This window comes from Mycobacterium colombiense (assembly GCF_001953985.1).
Classification (GTDB): Bacteria; Actinomycetota; Actinomycetes; order Mycobacteriales; family Mycobacteriaceae; genus Mycobacterium; species Mycobacterium colombiense_B.
In genome coordinates, this window is record NZ_MBEI01000051.1 from 214,617 (window position 1) to 231,341 (window position 16,725).

11 protein-coding genes are annotated in these 16,725 nt (G+C 67.9%); 6 read left to right on the forward strand and 5 right to left on the reverse strand.

Annotation, left to right across the window (positions count from 1 at the left end; genetic code table 11):
• Positions 1-11: 11 nt before the first annotated feature.
• Together uvrB and A5732_RS13840 are read right to left on the reverse strand one after the other, a co-directional pair.
• Positions 12-2,171 (reverse strand): excinuclease ABC subunit UvrB, encoded by a 2,160-nt coding sequence (uvrB, locus tag A5732_RS13835; protein ID WP_065051692.1) that lies wholly within the window; start codon positions 2,169-2,171, stop codon positions 12-14.
• Positions 2,172-2,369: 198 nt separating this feature from the next.
• The gene (locus A5732_RS13840) at positions 2,370-4,334 is read right to left on the reverse strand and encodes a serine/threonine-protein kinase (protein WP_253189067.1); all 1,965 of its coding nucleotides are present in this window, start codon (positions 4,332-4,334) and stop codon (positions 2,370-2,372) included.
• Positions 4,335-4,746: 412 nt separating this feature from the next.
• Here A5732_RS13840 and A5732_RS13845 point away from each other — a divergent pair, with 412 nt between their 5' ends.
• The 6 genes from A5732_RS13845 (at position 4,747) to A5732_RS13870 (ending at position 11,138) form a co-directional block, all read left to right on the forward strand.
• On the forward strand, positions 4,747-7,431 hold the full coding sequence (locus A5732_RS13845; RefSeq protein WP_216351581.1) for an ATP-binding cassette domain-containing protein: 2,685 nt from the start codon (positions 4,747-4,749) through the stop codon (positions 7,429-7,431).
• A 96-nt stretch (positions 7,432-7,527) separates the two neighbouring features.
• On the forward strand, positions 7,528-7,968 hold the full coding sequence (locus tag A5732_RS13850) for a DUF402 domain-containing protein (protein WP_076055254.1): 441 nt from the start codon (positions 7,528-7,530) through the stop codon (positions 7,966-7,968).
• 36 nt (positions 7,969-8,004) lie between these two features.
• Positions 8,005-9,015 (forward strand): non-homologous end-joining DNA ligase, encoded by a 1,011-nt coding sequence (ligD, locus tag A5732_RS13855; RefSeq protein ID WP_076055138.1) that lies wholly within the window; start codon positions 8,005-8,007, stop codon positions 9,013-9,015.
• Positions 9,015-9,905 (forward strand): non-homologous end-joining DNA ligase, encoded by an 891-nt coding sequence (gene ligD / locus A5732_RS13860; RefSeq protein WP_076102494.1) that lies wholly within the window; start codon positions 9,015-9,017, stop codon positions 9,903-9,905. Before ligD (A5732_RS13855) ends, ligD (A5732_RS13860) begins: the two co-directional genes overlap by 1 nt.
• A complete protein-coding gene (locus A5732_RS13865; protein ID WP_076102495.1) occupies positions 9,898-10,674 on the forward strand; it encodes an Fpg/Nei family DNA glycosylase in 777 nt (258 codons plus the stop codon). Before ligD (A5732_RS13860) ends, A5732_RS13865 begins: the two co-directional genes overlap by 8 nt.
• Before the next feature lie 50 nt (positions 10,675-10,724).
• Entirely contained in the window at positions 10,725-11,138 is a 414-nt protein-coding gene (locus tag A5732_RS13870) for a hypothetical protein (RefSeq protein ID WP_065075250.1), read from the forward strand.
• A 6-nt stretch (positions 11,139-11,144) separates the two neighbouring features.
• On the opposite strand, the gene coaE is transcribed toward A5732_RS13870, so the two are convergent.
• The 3 genes from coaE to polA form a co-directional block, all read right to left on the reverse strand.
• A complete protein-coding gene (gene coaE, locus A5732_RS13875; RefSeq protein WP_076102496.1) occupies positions 11,145-12,356 on the reverse strand; it encodes a dephospho-CoA kinase in 1,212 nt (403 codons plus the stop codon).
• Positions 12,357-12,374: 18 nt separating this feature from the next.
• Entirely contained in the window at positions 12,375-13,811 is a 1,437-nt protein-coding gene (gene rpsA, locus A5732_RS13880; RefSeq protein ID WP_065056140.1) for a 30S ribosomal protein S1, read from the reverse strand.
• A gap of 247 nt (positions 13,812-14,058) precedes the next feature.
• Complete coding sequence (gene polA, locus A5732_RS13885; RefSeq protein ID WP_171975022.1) at positions 14,059-16,719, reverse strand: DNA polymerase I; 2,661 nt, start codon at positions 16,717-16,719, stop codon at positions 14,059-14,061.
• Between the last annotated feature and the right edge of the window lie 6 nt (positions 16,720-16,725).

The following is a 16,725-nucleotide window of genomic DNA, read 5'->3' on the forward strand; positions in this document are numbered from 1 at the left end:
TGCCAGCAAACTCATTTCAGGCCAGCAGCGTCCATCCCACGCAGTTCCTTCTTGAGGTCGGCGATCTCGTCGCGGAACCGCGCCGCCAGCTCGAACTGCAGGTCACGTGCCGCGGCCATCATCTGGGCGGTGAGGTCCTTGATCAGGTCGGCCAGTTCGGCGCGCGGCATGCTGGCCGTGTCGCGGCCCTCGAACACCCCGGCGCTGACCGCGCGGCCCGGCTCGCCCTGCGCGCGGCGGCCACGGGACGCATTGCGCCCTGACCCGCCGATCTCCACCGTCTCGCTGTCGTCCGCCTCGCGGTAGACCTGGTCGAGGATGTCGGCGATCTTCTTGCGCAGCGGCTGCGGGTCGATGCCGTGTTCCTCGTTGTACGCGACCTGCTTCGCCCGCCGCCGTTCGGTCTCGTCGATGGCCTCTTTCATCGAATCGGTGATGGTGTCGGCGTACATGTGCACCTCACCGGAGACGTTGCGGGCGGCGCGGCCGATGGTCTGAATCAGGCTGCGCGATGACCGCAGGAAGCCCTCCTTGTCCGCGTCCAGGATCGCCACCAGCGACACTTCGGGGAGGTCCAGGCCCTCGCGCAGCAGGTTGATGCCGACCAGCACGTCGTATTCGCCCAGCCGCAGCTGGCGCAGCAACTCGACCCGGCGCAGCGTGTCGACCTCCGAGTGCAGATAGCGCACCCGGATGCCCATCTCGAGCAGGTAATCGGTGAGGTCCTCGGCCATCTTCTTGGTCAGCGTCGTGACCAGCACCCGCTGGTCGGCCTCGGTGCGCTTCCGGATCTCGCCGATCAGGTCGTCGATCTGCCCCTTGGTCGGCTTGACCACCACTTTCGGGTCCACCAGGCCGGTGGGCCGGATCACCTGCTCGACGAATTCGCCGCCGGACTGGCTGAGTTCGTAGGGGCCGGGCGTGGCCGACAGGTACACCGTCTGCCCGATCCGGTCGGCGAACTCCTCCCAGGTCAGCGGGCGGTTATCGCACGCCGACGGCAGCCGGAACCCGTATTCGACCAGGTTGCGTTTGCGCGACATGTCGCCCTCGTACATGCCGCCGATCTGCGGGACGGTGACGTGGGATTCGTCGATGACCAGCAGGAAGTCTTCCGGGAAGTAGTCCAGCAGGGTCGCCGGCGGCGAGCCCGCACCCCGGCCGTCGATGTGCCGGGAGTAGTTCTCGATGCCCGAGCAGAACCCGACCTGGCGCATCATCTCGATGTCGTAGTTGGTGCGCATCCGCAACCGCTGCGCCTCGAGCAGCTTGCCCTGGCCCTCCAGCTCGGCCAGCCGCTCGGCCAGCTCCGCTTCGATCGTCGAGATCGCGTGGGCCATCCGCTCGGGGCCCGCCACGTAGTGGGTGGCCGGAAAGATCCGCAGCGAGTCCACCTGGCGGATCACGTCGCCCGTCAGCGGGTGCAGGTAGTACAGCGCCTCGATCTCGTCGCCGAAGAACTCGATGCGCACCGCCAGCTCTTCGTAGGACGGGATGATCTCCACCGTGTCGCCACGCACCCGGAACGAGCCGCGGGTGAACGACAGGTCGTTGCGGGTGTACTGGACGTCGACCAGCAGCCGCAGCAGCGCATCCCGCGGCACCTCGGCGCCCACCCGTACCTCCACCGAGCGGTCCAGGTAGGACTGCGGGGTTCCCAGGCCGTAGATGCACGACACCGACGCCACCACGACCACGTCGCGGCGCGACAGCAGCGAGGACGTCGCGGAGTGCCGTAGCCGCTCCACATCGTCGTTGATCGAGCTGTCCTTCTCGATGTAGGTGTCGGTCTGGGCGATGTACGCCTCGGGCTGGTAGTAGTCGTAGTACGAGACGAAGTATTCAACCGCGTTGTGCGGCAACATCTCTCGCAGCTCATTGGCCAGCTGGGCGGCCAGCGTCTTATTGGGCGCCATCACCAGGGTGGGCCGCTGCAGCCGCTCGATCAGCCACGCGGTGGTGGCCGACTTGCCGGTACCGGTGGCGCCCAGCAGCACGACGTCGCGCTCCCCCGCCCTGATCCGGCGTTCCAGCTCCTGGATGGCGGCCGGCTGGTCGCCGGCGGGATCGTGCGGACTGACCACCTCGAACTCGCCGCCGACGCGCACGACGTCGTCGACAGCGCGATACTCCGAATGCGCTACTACGGGATGCTCCGTGGCGAATGCCATGCCACCAGGGTAGAACCGATCACCGACAAGTGCTCTGGGCCTGGTCCGCCCAGGTCAGCGCCGGCGGCCAGCCACATCCGCCACATCCGTACCTGTCCGGAAGGATAGGGCGATTGCCAAACGCGCTAGCGCATGCGCTAGCGGATTCGAGACTCACCTATTGCTACCCGGGAGACCGACCGCCCCGAACGGCGTTGGCTAGCCCACCGGGCGCGTCCACGTCCGGGTCACCGGATCGCATTGCAGCAGATAGCCGTCGCTGGACGTGCTCATGGCGAACACCGACGTGCCGGGCCGGTCGCATGAGCCGCCGGCGGCGTGCACGCCCATCGTGATCGGCGCCTTGGCCCAGCTGCTGCCCTCGCAGACGATCTGCTCGTTGTTGGTCGGGTCGTAGGCGACCTTGCCGACGTCGCTGCACAGCCCGCCGAGCACCGGCGGCGCCGGGGCGGACGCGGTGGTGGAGGTGTTGATGACCTGGGTGGGGTCGCCCAACGTCACCTTCGGGGGCACGTCGCCGGTCCGGGTGGCCACCACGGGCACCCGCACCACCGCCCCCTGGGCGCCGCATTCGTTGCTCAGCACGGTCTCGGTCAGCGTGCCGCGCAGGGTGCCGTCGGCCTGCGGCGCCAGTGACCAGGCGATGGTTTCCTGCTGGGTGGCCCGAACCTGACCATTTTGCTGGGTGCAGCCCACCCGCTGCTGCGCCGGGGTGCCCTGCCAGTAGCCCCCGACGAAGCGCAGGGTGTCGGTCTGTCCCCCGTCGGTGGCGTTGGCCACCTGGTGGGTGGCATCGTCCAGCTGGGTCCCGGTGGCCGCGCATCCGTTGGTGGTGCACGCCGACCGGAAGGCCCACCAACTGGTGGCCGCCCCGTCGTGGCGGATCGAGATGCCGTTGGTGGTGCGCTTGGTCTGGTCGTAGTTGAGCTTGTAGGTCCCATTGAGCACCGGTGCGCCGGGGGTGGGCGCGGCGCTGGCGGCCGGGGCGGACGGTCTCGACGCGAGCGCGGGGCTGGCCGGCGGTGTGTCGGGCTGAAACGAGTAGAGCAGCGACCAGGTCGCCGCGACGGCGATGAGCACCGCACACACCAGCGCGGTCGACCACCGGGTCTTCGCCGAAAACCGGTGACTCAGCCCGGCAACGGCACCCACGGGTCCGCGGCGGCGATGCGGTGTCGATACGACGGCTCGCGGCGGGGCGCCCGTGCCGGCCTCGGAGACACCGCCGGCCGCCTCGCTGACGGCGCCGGCGAACGCGCGGCACCGCTCGAACCGGTCCTCGGGTCGCTTGGCGAGGGCGCGGAAGAACACCTCGTCGAGCTCGGCCAGATCGGGGCGGAAGTCGGTGAGCCGGGGCGGGTCCTCGTGCAGATGCTGACTGATCACCGCGATCGGGTTGGAATGCTGGAACGGCGGCGCCCCGGTGAGTAGGTGGAAAGCCGTTGCGGCCAAGGCGTATTGGTCGGCGCGGCCGTCGATGGGGGAACCCGTCAGCTGCTCGGGCGCGGCGTATGCCACGGTTCCGACCGCGACGTTGGTTTCGGTGATCCCGCTGATGTCGCCGAGGTGACGCGCGACGCCGAAGTCCGCCAACAGGATTCGGCGCTCGCCCTCGTCCGGATGGGTGAGCAGGATGTTGGCGGGCTTGACGTCGCGGTGCAGCAGGCCACGGTCGTGGGCGTAGTCCAGCGCGCCCGCGACCGCCTGCACGATCGCGCACACCTCGTGGATCGGCATGCCGTCGGCGTAGTTCTCCTTGACCAGCCGCGCGGCGTCGGTGCCCTCGACGTAGTCCATCGAAATCCACAGATGCCCGTTGAATTCGCCCCGGTCGTGCACACCGACGATGTGCGGGTGCCACAGCGTCGCCGCGAGATCGGCCTCCCGGTTGAACCTTTCGCGGAATTCAGGGTCGGCGGTCACCGCCTCGGCCAGCACCTTGATCACGTCACGGCGGGGCAGCCTGGGGTGCAGCGCGAGATACACCTCGGCCATGCCGCCCGCGCCCAGCTGCCGCAGGATCGTGTAGCCGGCGAACGACGCGCCGTTGGCCACCGCGAGGCGCGACCCCGACGAATCGTTGGGCTGTTGCGCCACCACGGGTTCCACGTTCGGCGCGGAATCGACGGGTGGTATCCGACGGAACAGCTGCCCGATGGGCATGGCGGGCAACGAGTGAAAACCCGCGCGCAGCGCCGCACGGGCTTGTCGCGGGTTGCTCAGCAGCCGTCGCCCGGCGCCGATGCGCCGAGTAGTTCCCTTGTGCTCGTTCGTCAATGCATTGCCCCCTCGTTTCCGGCACCTCCCCAGGTGTCGCCGCAATGTGATGCGGATCGCCCACCATGGGCATGCGCATAGCGATTGGGCCCTTTACTCCGTCTCGCTGGCTGCCGGCACAACGCTGTGCTCGGCGCGCGGACACAATCGAACTACCCCTCCCGTTCGAATAATGCCCCACCTCCGTAGGCGATTCGTCGCAGCAGGCTATGAAACGGCTATGAGTGGCCGGATCGAAACAAAGCGAAGTCACAGCTGGGTCCAATAGAGCCCACTGCCAAAGCGGGCCGATACTTGAATAGTGACTCGACCCGCCCCGCCCATCCTGACAATCCGGCATGACGGGTCCCTACGATCCTTCGCGGCCGGCCACGAGGTGGTCGTCGGGCGCGACGTGCAGGCCGATGTGCGCATCCCCGATCCGCGGATCTCGCGCGCGCATCTGATCCTGCGGTTCGATCAAGGCCGTTGGCTGGCAATCGATAACGGCTCGCTGAACGGGACCTACCTCAACGGCTACCGGATGCCGGTGGTCGATGTCCACGACGGCCAGAGCATTCACATCGGAAACCCGCAGGGTCCGCGTTTGACCTTCGCGATCGGACCGCAGCAGGGCCATGCCGGGCATCCGCCGCGGACCCGGCCGAGCCACGATTCCGGACCGCCGACCCTGCCCTGGTCCGCAATTGCTGAGCAAACCAACCCGACGCACTCGCCGCGGCCCCCGCAGGCCCGGCCGAGCGGCCCGGCGCGCGGCGGTCCGCCGAGGGCGCCGTCGCGCCCGGTGCCACCCCGGCAGCCGGCCAGACCGCCGAACGCACCGCTGCGACAGCCCGCGCCCCCGCCCCGCGTGCCCCCGCTGCCGGCGCCCCATGGCACACCGCCCGAGCAGCGCACCGTCATCGACCCCGGCTCGCCGGCAAGGTTGCAGGTCAAGCCGCCCGCAGCGGAATTCACCGTCATCGACGCCAAGACGGCCGACGTGTCGAACCTCGCGACCCGTTTTGTGAAATTGCTCTCGCCGCGCGCGTCGTCGGCCGCGGGCACGGTTGGCGCCTTGACGATCGGCCGGGCCGCCGAGAACGACATCGTCGTCTCCGACGTCCTGGCGTCGCGTCAGCACGCCACCCTGGTGCCCACCCAGCTGGGCACCGAGATCCGGGATAACAGCGTCAACGGAACGTTCGTGAACGGCACGCGGATCGGGTCGGCCATCCTGTCCGAGGACGACATCGTCACCATCGGCAACGTCGACCTGGTGTTCCGCGACGGCACCCTGACCGAACACGGCGGCGCCGCCACCCGCACCGGCGGCCTGGAAGTGCGCGACGTCAAGTATGTCGTCGACAACGGCAAACAACTGCTGGACGACATCTCGCTGACCGCGCGCCCCGGCACGCTGACCGCCGTGATCGGCGGTTCGGGCGCCGGAAAGAGCACCCTGGCCCGGCTCATCGCCGGCTACACCACCCCGACGTCGGGCTCAGTGACGTTCGAGGGCCACAACATTCACGCCGAGTACGCGTCGCTGCGCAGCAGGATCGGCATCGTCCCGCAGGACGACGTGGTGCATCGCCAGCTGACCATCAACCAGGCGCTGGGCTACGCCGCCGAGCTGCGGCTGCCGCCCGACACCAGCAAAGCGGACCGCGCCAAGGTCGTCGCCCAGGTGCTCGAGGAGCTCGACCTCACCAAGCACGCCGATACCCGCGTCGAGAAGCTGTCCGGCGGGCAACGCAAACGCGCCTCGGTGGCGCTCGAGTTGCTGACCGGGCCGTCGCTGCTGATCCTCGACGAGCCCACCTCGGGCCTGGATCCCGCGCTGGACCTACAGGTGATGACGATGCTGCGCCAACTGGCCGACGCCGGTCGAGTCGTGCTGGTGGTGACACACTCGCTGTCGTACCTGGACGTCTGCGATCAGGTGTTGCTGATGGCGCCCGGCGGCAAGACGGCCTACTGCGGCGCGCCCGACCAGATCGGCGGGGCGATGGGCACCACCAACTGGGCGAAGATCTTCACCCAGGTCGGCGCCGACCCCGACGAGGCCAACCGCCGCTTCCTGGAACAGAACGAGGCGCAGAAGCGGCCGCAGAAGTACCTGCCGGACAAGACCGACGAGCCGAGCAGTCTCGGCGAACCGGTGCACACCAGCGTGCGGCGCCAGATCTCGACGATCGCCCGCCGCCAGGTCCGCCTGGTCATCGCCGACCGCGCCTACTTCGTCTTTCTGGCGCTGCTGCCGTTCATTCTCGGCTCGCTGTCGTTGACCGTCCCGGGCAGCAACGGATTTCACGTTCCGGCACCCAACGCGGGGACGCCCGACGAGGCCGCGCAGATACTGGCCCTGCTGATGCCGGCCGCGGCATTCATGGGTACCGCCTTGACAATTCGCGACCTGGTCGGCGAGCGCGCCATCTTCCAGCGTGAGCAGGCGGTCGGGTTGTCGACCACCGCCTACCTGCTCGCCAAGAGCGCGGTGTTCTGCGGGTTCGCGATACTGCAGTCGGCGATCGTGACGGCGATCGTGGTGATCGGCAAGGGCGCCCCGACGCGCGGCGCGGTGCTGTTCGGCCACTCGACCGTCGGGGCCACCGTCGAACTGTTCGCCACCGTGGCGGCGACGTGTGTCGCCTCGGCCATTCTGGGCCTGGCGATTTCGTCGCTGGTTCGGTCCAGCGAGCAGATCATGCCGCTGTTCGTGGTGACGGTGATGGCGCAGCTGGTGCTGTGCGGCGGCATGGTCCCGGTGACCGGCCGACTCGGCTTGAACCAGCTGTCGTGGGCGATGCCGGCGCGCTGGGGCTACGCCGCAGCGTCGTCGACGGTGGATCTGCGCCACTTGGTGCCCGATTCGCTGCTGTCCCAAGACCGGTTCTGGCAACACACGCCGAAGATGTGGCTGCTGGACATGGGCATGCTGGCCGCGTTGTCGCTCTTCTATGCCGGGTTCGTGCGGTGGAAGATCCGGTTGCGCCGGTAAGCAATCGCCTCGCGGCGGTAGGGTGACATGATTCACCCGCCGAAGCACGAGACGTTCGACCTCCTGGCCCGCACCAACACCGATCCCAAGGGCATCGTGCGGGCCGTCGACGAGTACGCGGTGCACCCGTGGGGCCTCTACGTCGCCCGCCCCACCCCCGGTCGCGCCCAGTTCCATTACCTCGAATCGTGGCTGCTGCCGTCGGTGGGCTTGCGCGCCACCGTGTTTCACTTCAATCCCGGGCATGAACGCGACCACGACTACTACCTGGATGTGGGCGAGTACTCACCCGGTCCCGCCGTGTGGCATTCCGAAGACCACTACCTGGACATCGAGGTCCGCACCGGCGCCAGGGCCGAGCTCACCGACGTCGACGAGCTGCTGGACGCCGTCCGGCACGGGTTGCTGACTCCCGAGGCCGCCGAGCGGGCGGTGCGACGCGCCGTGGCCGCCGTCGATGGGTTGGCCTGCAACGGCTATGACCTGTCGCGGTGGCTGGCGCACCACGGCATGGCGCTGACCTGGCGCGGGACGTAGCCGTTTTCTGAGTCCGGCGGCGGGTATGCACGTGAGATGACGGATATCGCCGGCCTGCCAGATGCGGTGCGCGGCGCGCTGCGTGCCGAACGGGTGCCCGTCTGGCGAGATCCCACCCTGGCCACACTGACCGACGAGCGGTTCGGTGACCCGCGGTGGATCTTCGAACGCAAATTCGACGGCATGCGTTGCCTCGTCTTCCGTGACGGCGATGAAGTCCGTCTGCTGTCGCGAAATCGCAAGCCGCTCAACGGAACTTACCCGGAGCTGGTCGATGCGCTCGCCGCCCAGCGCACCACCCGATTCGTGGTGGATGGTGAGGTGGTCGCGTTCCAGGGACGCCGTACCAGCTTCGCCCGCCTGCAGGGACGCTTGGGTATCACCGACTCCGAGGTGGCTCGCGCCTCGCGAATCCGGGTCTACTACTACCTGTTCGATCTGCTGCACCTGGACGGCAGCGATACCACCGCGCTGCCGCTGCGGTGGCGCAAGCGACTACTACGCGATGCGATCAGCTTCGATGATCCGTTGCGCAACACCGCGCACCGCATCGGCGACGGCCTCGCCGCCTACCGCGCCGCCTGCAAGCGCGGCGACGAAGGCGTGATCGCCAAGCTGGCCGACGCCACCTACGACGGCGGTCGGTCGAAGAACTGGCTGAAGTTCAAATGCGTCCGCGACCAAGAATTCGTCGTGGGCGGCTACACCAACCCGAAAGGTAGCCGAATCGAACTGGGCGCGCTGCTGCTCGGCTACTACTCAGGCCATGGGGAAAGCCGCGACCTCGTCTACGCCGGCAAGGTCGGCACCGGGTTCGACGAGGCCACGCTGCGCAGCCTGCACGAGCGGCTCTCCCCCCTCGAACAGGACGCCCCGCCGTTCACCCGGGGGCTGGTACGCGAGAACGGTGCACGCTGGGTGCGCCCGGAGTTGGTGGCGCAGATCGGGTTTACCGAATGGACCCGCGATGGCAAGCTCCGTCATCCGCGCTACCAGGGCCTGCGCATCGACAAGGAGGCCGCAGAGGTGGTACGGGAGACACGCTGATGGCGCGCATTCACATCGAGATCACCCACCCGGATCGGGTCATGTTCGGCAAGGACGGGATCACCAAGCGCGACCTGGCCGACTATTACGGCGAGGTGGCCGAGACCATGCTGCCGCACCTGATGGGCCGCGCGCTGACCGTACAGCGGTTCCCCCGTGGCATCGGCGGAAAAGGTTTCGTGCAACAGGATTTCGCTGAAACGCTGCCCGACTGGATGAGCGGGGTCGAGGTCGACAAAGAGGGCGGCACCCTGGTGCACCCGCTGGCCGAACGCCCGGAAGCGCTGCGCTGGCTGGCCAACCAGAATTGCATAACCCTGCATGTGTGGCAGTCGCGGCAGGCCAACTTGCACCGTCCCGACCGGTTGGTCTTCGACCTCGACCCGTCCGACGCAGATTTCGCGGCGGTGCGGGCGACCGCCCGCGCGGTGGCCGATGTGCTCGACGACTTGGGACTGGCACGCTACCTGCAGACCACCGGATCGCGCGGGCTACACGTGGTGGTGCCGTTGCGCCCCGAGACCGACTTCGACACCGTCCGCCAATTCGCCCGTGACGTCGCCGAAGTCGTCGCCGCCGACGACGAGGCGCACCGCACGGTCGAGGCCCGCAAAGACAAACGCGATGGCCGCATTTACCTCGACGTCATGCGCAACGCCTACGCGCAGACCGCCGTCGCGCCCTACTCGGTGCGGGCCCGCAGTGGCGCGCCGGTGGCCACGCCGCTGGAGTGGGACGAACTGGATTCGCGCGGCATGCGGGCGGATCGGTTCAGCATCCGCGATGTTCCCAACCGGGTCGTCGGGCAAGGCGATCCGTGGGCAGGCATGTTCCGGCACGCCCGCTCGCTGACCGGGCCGCGCGAACGATTGGCGAACCTTCGTGCCTGAATTGCCGGATGTCGAAGGGTTCCGCCGCGAGCTTGCTAAAGCCTTGCCCCGCCGCCGGATTGAACACGTAGATGTCCTGGACCCCGGGATTTTGCGCAACGCCTCCGCCGCCGCGCTCGCGCGGCGCCTGGCCGGGCACCGCTTCCGCGCCCCGCGCCGGCACGGCAAATGGCTGATACTGCCGACCGATGGTCCGGCGCTCCTGATCCACAGCGGCATGACCGGACACCCGTACTACACCGAAGCGAGCGCCGAGCCGGAAAAGTATGAGCGCCTGGTGGTGTCGCTCGACAAGGGTGAACTGCGGTACGCCGACCTGCGCAAGCTGCGCGGGGTCTGGCTGGCCGACGACGAGGGCGACCTCGCGGGTGTACTGGGCCCACAGGGGCCCGACGCGCTACGCATGGGCCTGCGAGAGTTTCGTGACGTGCTGGCCGGGCGACGCGGTCGCCTGAAACCGATGCTGATGGACCAAACGGTGATCGCGGGCCTCGGCAATCTGCTCGTCGACGAAATCTGCTGGCGGGCCAGGATACGGCCCACCGTTGCGGTTGCGGAGTTGGACGATCAAGCCGTCAAGGACTTGCATCGCGCGATGACGCAAGTGCTGCACACGGCGGTGCGCCACGGCCGGGTGCCTGGCCTCGCTCGCTGGCTCACCGGGGTACGCGACGAACCAGACCCGCACTGCCCCCGCTGCGGCACAGCCCTTCACCACGGCCGGATCGGCGGCCGGATGTCGTTCTGGTGTCCCCATTGCCAGCCCTAGGGGCTCCACCGAACAGCGAGCCAACGACCCTGGGCGTAATCTCAGCTCCTATGACCTCCCAACCCCGCAGGTGGATGCCGATCGCCGCGCTGACGGTCATCGCCGCCGGCGCCCAGCTGAGTCCGCCAATCGCAAGGGCCGATCTGCACAACATCACCTACCGGGCGAGGATCGACGCCCTGACGACCGGTAGCCAGGCCACGTTCGTGACCAACGGCGGCCAGACGAGCACGACTGGCCTTCCCTCCATGCCCGGCAACGTATTCGAGGCCAACACCGTGCTTCCCGACCCGGCGCAGGCCGGCCTGCGGATCGTGCTGCGCTTTCCCTACGCGGCCAACGTGCACTGCGAAATCGACGCCGACGACAACGTTTTCACCCAAACCGACCAAATGGTGAGACCGACGGCCGGTAACAGCGATCCCAACAACGGGGCGCTGCAGTGCGGCGCACCGCTGCCCTGACAGGGGTCAGGGCTTCCAGCCCGTCGAGTCGGCCCACTCCCAGGCCCGTCGGTACGCGTCGAGGAACCACGGCTCTTTGACCTCGACGTAGGCCGCGGTGTCTCCGCCGCCCTTTTCGGCGGCGCGCTTGACGTTCAGGTACTCGGCGCGGGCGTCGGGGTTCGCGGTCAGCCAGTCCGCGAACAGCAGGGCGAACTGCTGGTTGGGCCAGCCGTCCACCCGGATGTGCACGTTCGTGGGCCGACCGGGATCGGCCGAGGCGTGAATTCGCTTGAGCCACAGCTCCGGAGCGTCCCGGTGGTCGTAGCCCTCGACGGTGCTGCGGGCGTCGGGCTTGGCCACGTCCTCGGCGACGCGCTCGATGCGCGGGTACCCGGCGGACAGCAACGGCTCGACGAGTTCGTCTGCGACGGCCAGGGATTCGACGGTGATCTGAACGTCGATGACGTCCTTTGCCGGGAAGTCCGGCACGGCGGTCGAGCCGATGTGATCGACGCGCAGCGCGCGGTGACCGCAGCTGGTCTTGAGGCGGTTCACAATTCGTTGCGCCTGGTCCGCCCAGCTCGGGTCGGGCGGCACCAACCGGGCCGGGGCCCGGACGGTCTGGTGTGCGCTCAGGTTGTGCGCGAACGGGATAATGCGGGTGTTCCACACGTCGTGGGCCCGCTGTACCAGATCCTCGGGGCTGCCCGAGTTGTCCACCCAGATGTCGGCGACCGCGCGGCGCTGCTCGTCGCTGGCCTGTGCGGCGATCCTCGCGCGGGCGTCGTCCTCCGGCATGCCGCGCTGGTCGACCAGCCGCCGCAGCCGCACCTCGACGTCGGCGTAGACGATGACGACGAGCGGGAACAGTGGCGCCATCCCGGACTCCACCAGCAGCGGAATGTCCTCGACCACAACGGAATCCTCGGGCACCGAGGCGATGATCTCCGAACGGCGATTGCCCACCAGCGGGTGGACAATCCCGTTCAGCGTCTTGCGTGCCTCGTCGTCGCGAAAGGCCTTGGCGGCCAACGCCGGTCGATCCAGCGATCCGTCCGCAAGCAGGATGTCGCTGCCGAACGCCTCGACCAGCGCCGCCAGGCCCTCGGTTCCCGGCTGCACCACCTCACGAGCGATCACATCACCGTCGACGATGACGGCACCGCATCGCTCGAAGGTGGACGAGAGCGCCGACTTGCCGGCGCCGATGCCACCGGTCAACCCGATCCGCAGCATGGCGTGCTCAGCAGAGCGTCACGCGTTGCCGGCGAGTTTCTCCCGCAGAGCGGCCAATTGGGCATCGCTGGCCAGCGATCCGCCCGCCTTCTCCGGAGGAGCGCCGTTGCCCGGCGACTGCTCGGCGTGCCCGGCAGCCTCGGCGGCGGCGAACTTCTCCATCTGCGCCGTGTGCATCTTGTGCCGGCGCTCGGCTTCGGCGTAGCGGGCCTCCCACTCGTTGCGCTGCTTCTCGAAGCCCTCGAGCCATTCGTTGGTCTCGGAGTCGAAGCCCTCGGGGAAGATGTAGTTGCCCTGCTCGTCGTAGCTGTCGGCCATGCCGTACTTCGCCGGGTCGAACTCGTCGGTGTAGTCCTCGTTGGCCTGCTTGAGCGACAACGAGATCCGGCGGCGCTCCAGGTCGATGTCGATGACCTTGACCATCGCGTCGTCGCCGACAGCGACCACCTGGTCGGGGACCTCGACGTGGCGCTCGGCCAGTTCGGAGATGTGCACCAGACCTTCGATGCCCTCCTCGACACGCACGAACGCACCGAACGGAACCAGCTTGGTGACCTTGCCGGGCACGATCTGGCCGATGGCGTGGGTGCGGGCGAAGTGGCGCCACGGGTCTTCCTGAGTCGCCTTAAGCGACAACGAAACCCGCTCGCGGTCCATGTCGACGTCGAGCACCTCGACGGTGACCTCGTCGCCCACCTGCACGACCTCGGACGGGTGGTCGATGTGCTTCCAGGACAGCTCGGAGACGTGCACCAGACCGTCCACACCGCCGAGGTCGACGAACGCACCGAAGTTGACGATGGAGGAGACGACACCCTTGCGGATGGCGCCCTTCTGCAGCTGGTTGAGGAACTCGCTGCGCACCTCGGACTGGGTCTGCTCCAGCCAGGCGCGGCGGCTCAGCACCACGTTGTTGCGGTTCTTGTCCAGCTCGATGATCTTGGCCTCGATCTCCTTGCCGATGTACGGCTGCAGATCGCGCACCCGGCGCATCTCGACCAGCGAGGCGGGCAGGAAGCCGCGCAACCCGATGTCGAGGATCAGGCCACCCTTGACCACCTCGATGACGGTGCCCTTGACGGCCTCGTCCTTCTCCTTGAGCGCCTCGATGGTGCCCCAGGCGCGCTCGTACTGCGCGCGCTTCTTGGAGAGAATCAGGCGACCCTCTTTGTCCTCCTTGGTGAGGACCAGGGCTTCGACCTCATCACCGACGGAAACGACCTCGTTGGGGTCGACATCGTGCTTGATGGAGAGTTCGCGGGCGGGGATGACCCCTTCGGTCTTGTAGCCGATATCGAGGAGCACCTCGTCCCGGTCCACTTTGACGATCGTGCCTTCGACGATGTCGCCATCGTTGAAGTACTTGATCGTTTTGTCTATTGCGGCGAGAAAGTCCTCGCTCGAGCCAATGTCGTTGACGGCTACTTGCGGCGAGGTGACGGCGGGACTCGGCATATTGTTGGGTTGCTCCGGACAGGTTTGGTCGTAGGGATAATTCAGGATTTACCTGTCGAGGCTACTCGACTGTGCACACGCTGGCCAAACCCAGCGCCGTCGCATCTGGTCGAACGGCCGGCCCGAACATGACGCCACGCCGAATCCCCAGCGAACTTTTCGGAATGACACCAGGCTCGACGGCGGGTTGAGCTGCGACTATGCACCCGCCCGGCCTCGGCGCGCGGCCACGGTCCGGTCGGCCGCGCTAGTGCGCCGCGGCGTCCCAGCTGCGGCCGTAACCCACCGAAACCTCCAGCGGCACGTCGAGCGGGTAGGCGCCGCCCATTTTGTCGCGTACCAGCGCCTCCAGCCGTTCACGCTCGCCGGACGCGACCTCGAACAGGAGCTCGTCGTGCACCTGCAGCAAAATCCGGGAAGACAGCCCGGCGGCTTTGATGGCCTTGTCCACCTCGAGCATCGCCACCTTGATGATGTCGGCCGCGCTGCCCTGAATCGGCGCGTTGAGCGCCGCCCGCTCGGCGGCCTCGCGCACCTGGCGGTTGCTGCTGTCGAGTTCGGGCAGGTAGCGACGGCGGCCGAAGACCGTCGACGTGAAGCCGTCCTTGCGGGCCTGCTCCACGACGTCCATCAGATAGTCGCGCACCCCGCCGAACCGGGCGAAGTATTGCTCCATCTGATCTTTGGCTTCCTCGGTGGAGATTTTCAGCTGCGCGGACAGCCCGTAGGCGCTCAGTCCGTAAGCCAGGCCGTAGGACATCGCCTTGACCCGGCGGCGCAGCTCGGCGGTGACCTCTTCGATCGGCACGCCGAATGCCCGCGAGGCGACGAACGAGTGCAGGTCCTCCCCGGTGTTGAACGCCTCGATCAGGCCCGCGTCCTTGGACAGGTGGGCCATGATCCGCATCTCGATCTGGCTGTAGTCGGCCGTCATCAGCTCGCTGTAGCCGTCTCCGACGACGAACGCGTCGCGGATCCGCCGGCCCGCTTCGGTGCGGATCGGAATGTTCTGCAGGTTCGGCTCGGTCGACGACAATCTGCCCGTGGCGGCGATGGTTTGGTTGAACGTGGTGTGGATGCGCCCGTCCGAGGCCACCGAGTTCAGCAACCCGTCGACGGTGACTTTGAGCCGGGTGGCGTCGCGGTGGGTCAGCAGATGCTGCAGGAACGGATGGCCGGTCTTGTCGAAAAGCGACTGCAGGGCGTCCGCGTCGGTGGTGTAGCCGGTCTTGGTGCGCTTGGTCTTCGGCATCTCCAGCTCGTCGAAGAGCACCGCCTGCAACTGTTTTGGCGAGCCCAGGTTGATCTGCTTGCCGATCACCGCGTACGCCGCCTCGGCCGCGTCGCGGATCTGGTGGGCGAAATCGCTTTGCAGCTCGTTGAGCAGGTCCAAATCGACTGCGATACCGGCGTTTTCCATGCCGGCCAGCACCGCCTGCACCGGAAGCTCCATGCCGCTCAACAACGACGTGGAGTTGATGCGGGCCAACTCCTCGTCGAGCGCGTCGGCCAGGTCGAGCACCGCCACGGCGCGCAGAATCAGCGTCTGCACCGCCTGGTCGTCGGTGCCCTCGTTGTCATCGAGCAGCGAAAGTTGTTGCTGTTCGGGATTTTCCGCGCGCAGCTCGCGACGCAGGTAGCGCAGCGAAAGGTCGTCAAGGGAGAAGCTGCGCTGCCCGGGCCGCACCAGGTAGGCCGCCAGCGCGGTGTCGGAGGTGACCCCGGCCAGCGTCCAGCCCCGTCCGGCCAGGTCGTGCATCGCCAGCTTGGCCTCGTGCAGCGCCTTGGGCGGGCCGGGGTCGGCAAGCCAAGACGCCAGCGCCGCTTCGTCTTCGGGATCCAGCGTCGCGGTGTTGATGTAGCGGCCCTCGCCGTCGGCGGAGACGATGGCCAGCGCGGTGGCGTCGGCGTCGTAGGCCAGGTGGGTACCGACGACGGCCAGGCCGAAGCGCTTCCCCGAGCTGTGCTCGGCCAGCCACACGGCGAGCTCGCCGGCTTCCAGCGCGCCGCCGCGCACGTCGAAGCCCTCGTCGACCTCGGGCTCCACCGCGGCCAGGGTTTCGAACAACCGGTCCCGCAACACCCGGAACTCCAGGTCGTCGAAGAGCCGGTGAATCTGGTCGCGATCCCACGGCTGCAGCCGCAACGTGTCCGGAGTCTGGGCCAGCGGCACGTCTTTCACGAGGTCGGTCAGCTCGCGGTTGCGGATGACGCTGGCCAGATGTGCGCGCAGCGCGTCGCCCACCTTGCCGCGCACCGAATCGACGTTGTCGACCAGCGCCTGCAGCGACCCGTATTCGCCGATCCATTTGGAGGCGGTCTTCTCCCCCACGCCGGGAATGCCGGGCAGGTTGTCGCTGGGATCGCCGCGCAGGGCGGCGAAGTCGGGGTACTGCTGGGGCGTCAGCCCATACTTCTCGACGACGGCGTCCGGGGTGAACCGGGTCAACTCGCTGACCCCCTTGCGGGGGTACAGCACCGTCACGTTCTCGCTGACCAACTGCAGCGAGTCGCGGTCGCCGGTGACCACCAGCACCCGGTAGCCCTCGTTTTCGGCCTGCGTGGCCAGGGTTGCGATCAGGTCGTCGGCCTCGAACCCCTCCTCGGCCAGCACCGTGATGCCCAACGCCGCGAGGACTTCTTTGGTGATGTCGATCTGGCCGCGAAACTCGTCGGGCGTCGCCGACCGATTGGCCTTGTACTCCGGGTAGCGCTCGGAGCGGAAGGTCTGCCGCGACACGTCGAACGCCGCGGCGACGTGGGTCGGGGCTTCGTCGCGCAGCAGGTTGATCAGCATCGCGGTGAAGCCGTAAACCGCATTGGTGGTCAGCCCGCCGCGGGTTTTGAAGTTTTCGGCGGGCAGCGCATAGAACGCCCGAAACGCCAGCGAGTTGCCGTCCAGCAGCATGAGCGT

Excerpts from the sequence above, each read along its gene's own strand:
- A5732_RS13840 (WP_253189067.1), bottom strand. The coding sequence starts at position 4,334 with ATGCCCATCGGGCAGCTGTTCCGTCGGATACCACCCGTCGATTCCGCG.
- uvrB (WP_065051692.1), bottom strand. The coding sequence starts at position 2,171 with ATGGCATTCGCCACGGAGCATCCCGTAGTAGCGCATTCGGAGTATCGC.
- ligD (WP_076102494.1), top strand. The coding sequence starts at position 9,015 with ATGGCGCGCATTCACATCGAGATCACCCACCCGGATCGGGTCATGTTC.
- ligD (WP_076055138.1), top strand. The coding sequence starts at position 8,005 with ATGACGGATATCGCCGGCCTGCCAGATGCGGTGCGCGGCGCGCTGCGT.
- rpsA (WP_065056140.1), bottom strand. The coding sequence starts at position 13,811 with ATGCCGAGTCCCGCCGTCACCTCGCCGCAAGTAGCCGTCAACGACATT.
- A5732_RS13870 (WP_065075250.1), top strand. The coding sequence starts at position 10,725 with ATGACCTCCCAACCCCGCAGGTGGATGCCGATCGCCGCGCTGACGGTC.
- coaE (WP_076102496.1), bottom strand. The coding sequence starts at position 12,356 with ATGCTGCGGATCGGGTTGACCGGTGGCATCGGCGCCGGCAAGTCGGCG.
- polA (WP_171975022.1), bottom strand. The coding sequence starts at position 16,719 with ATGCTGCTGGACGGCAACTCGCTGGCGTTTCGGGCGTTCTATGCGCTG.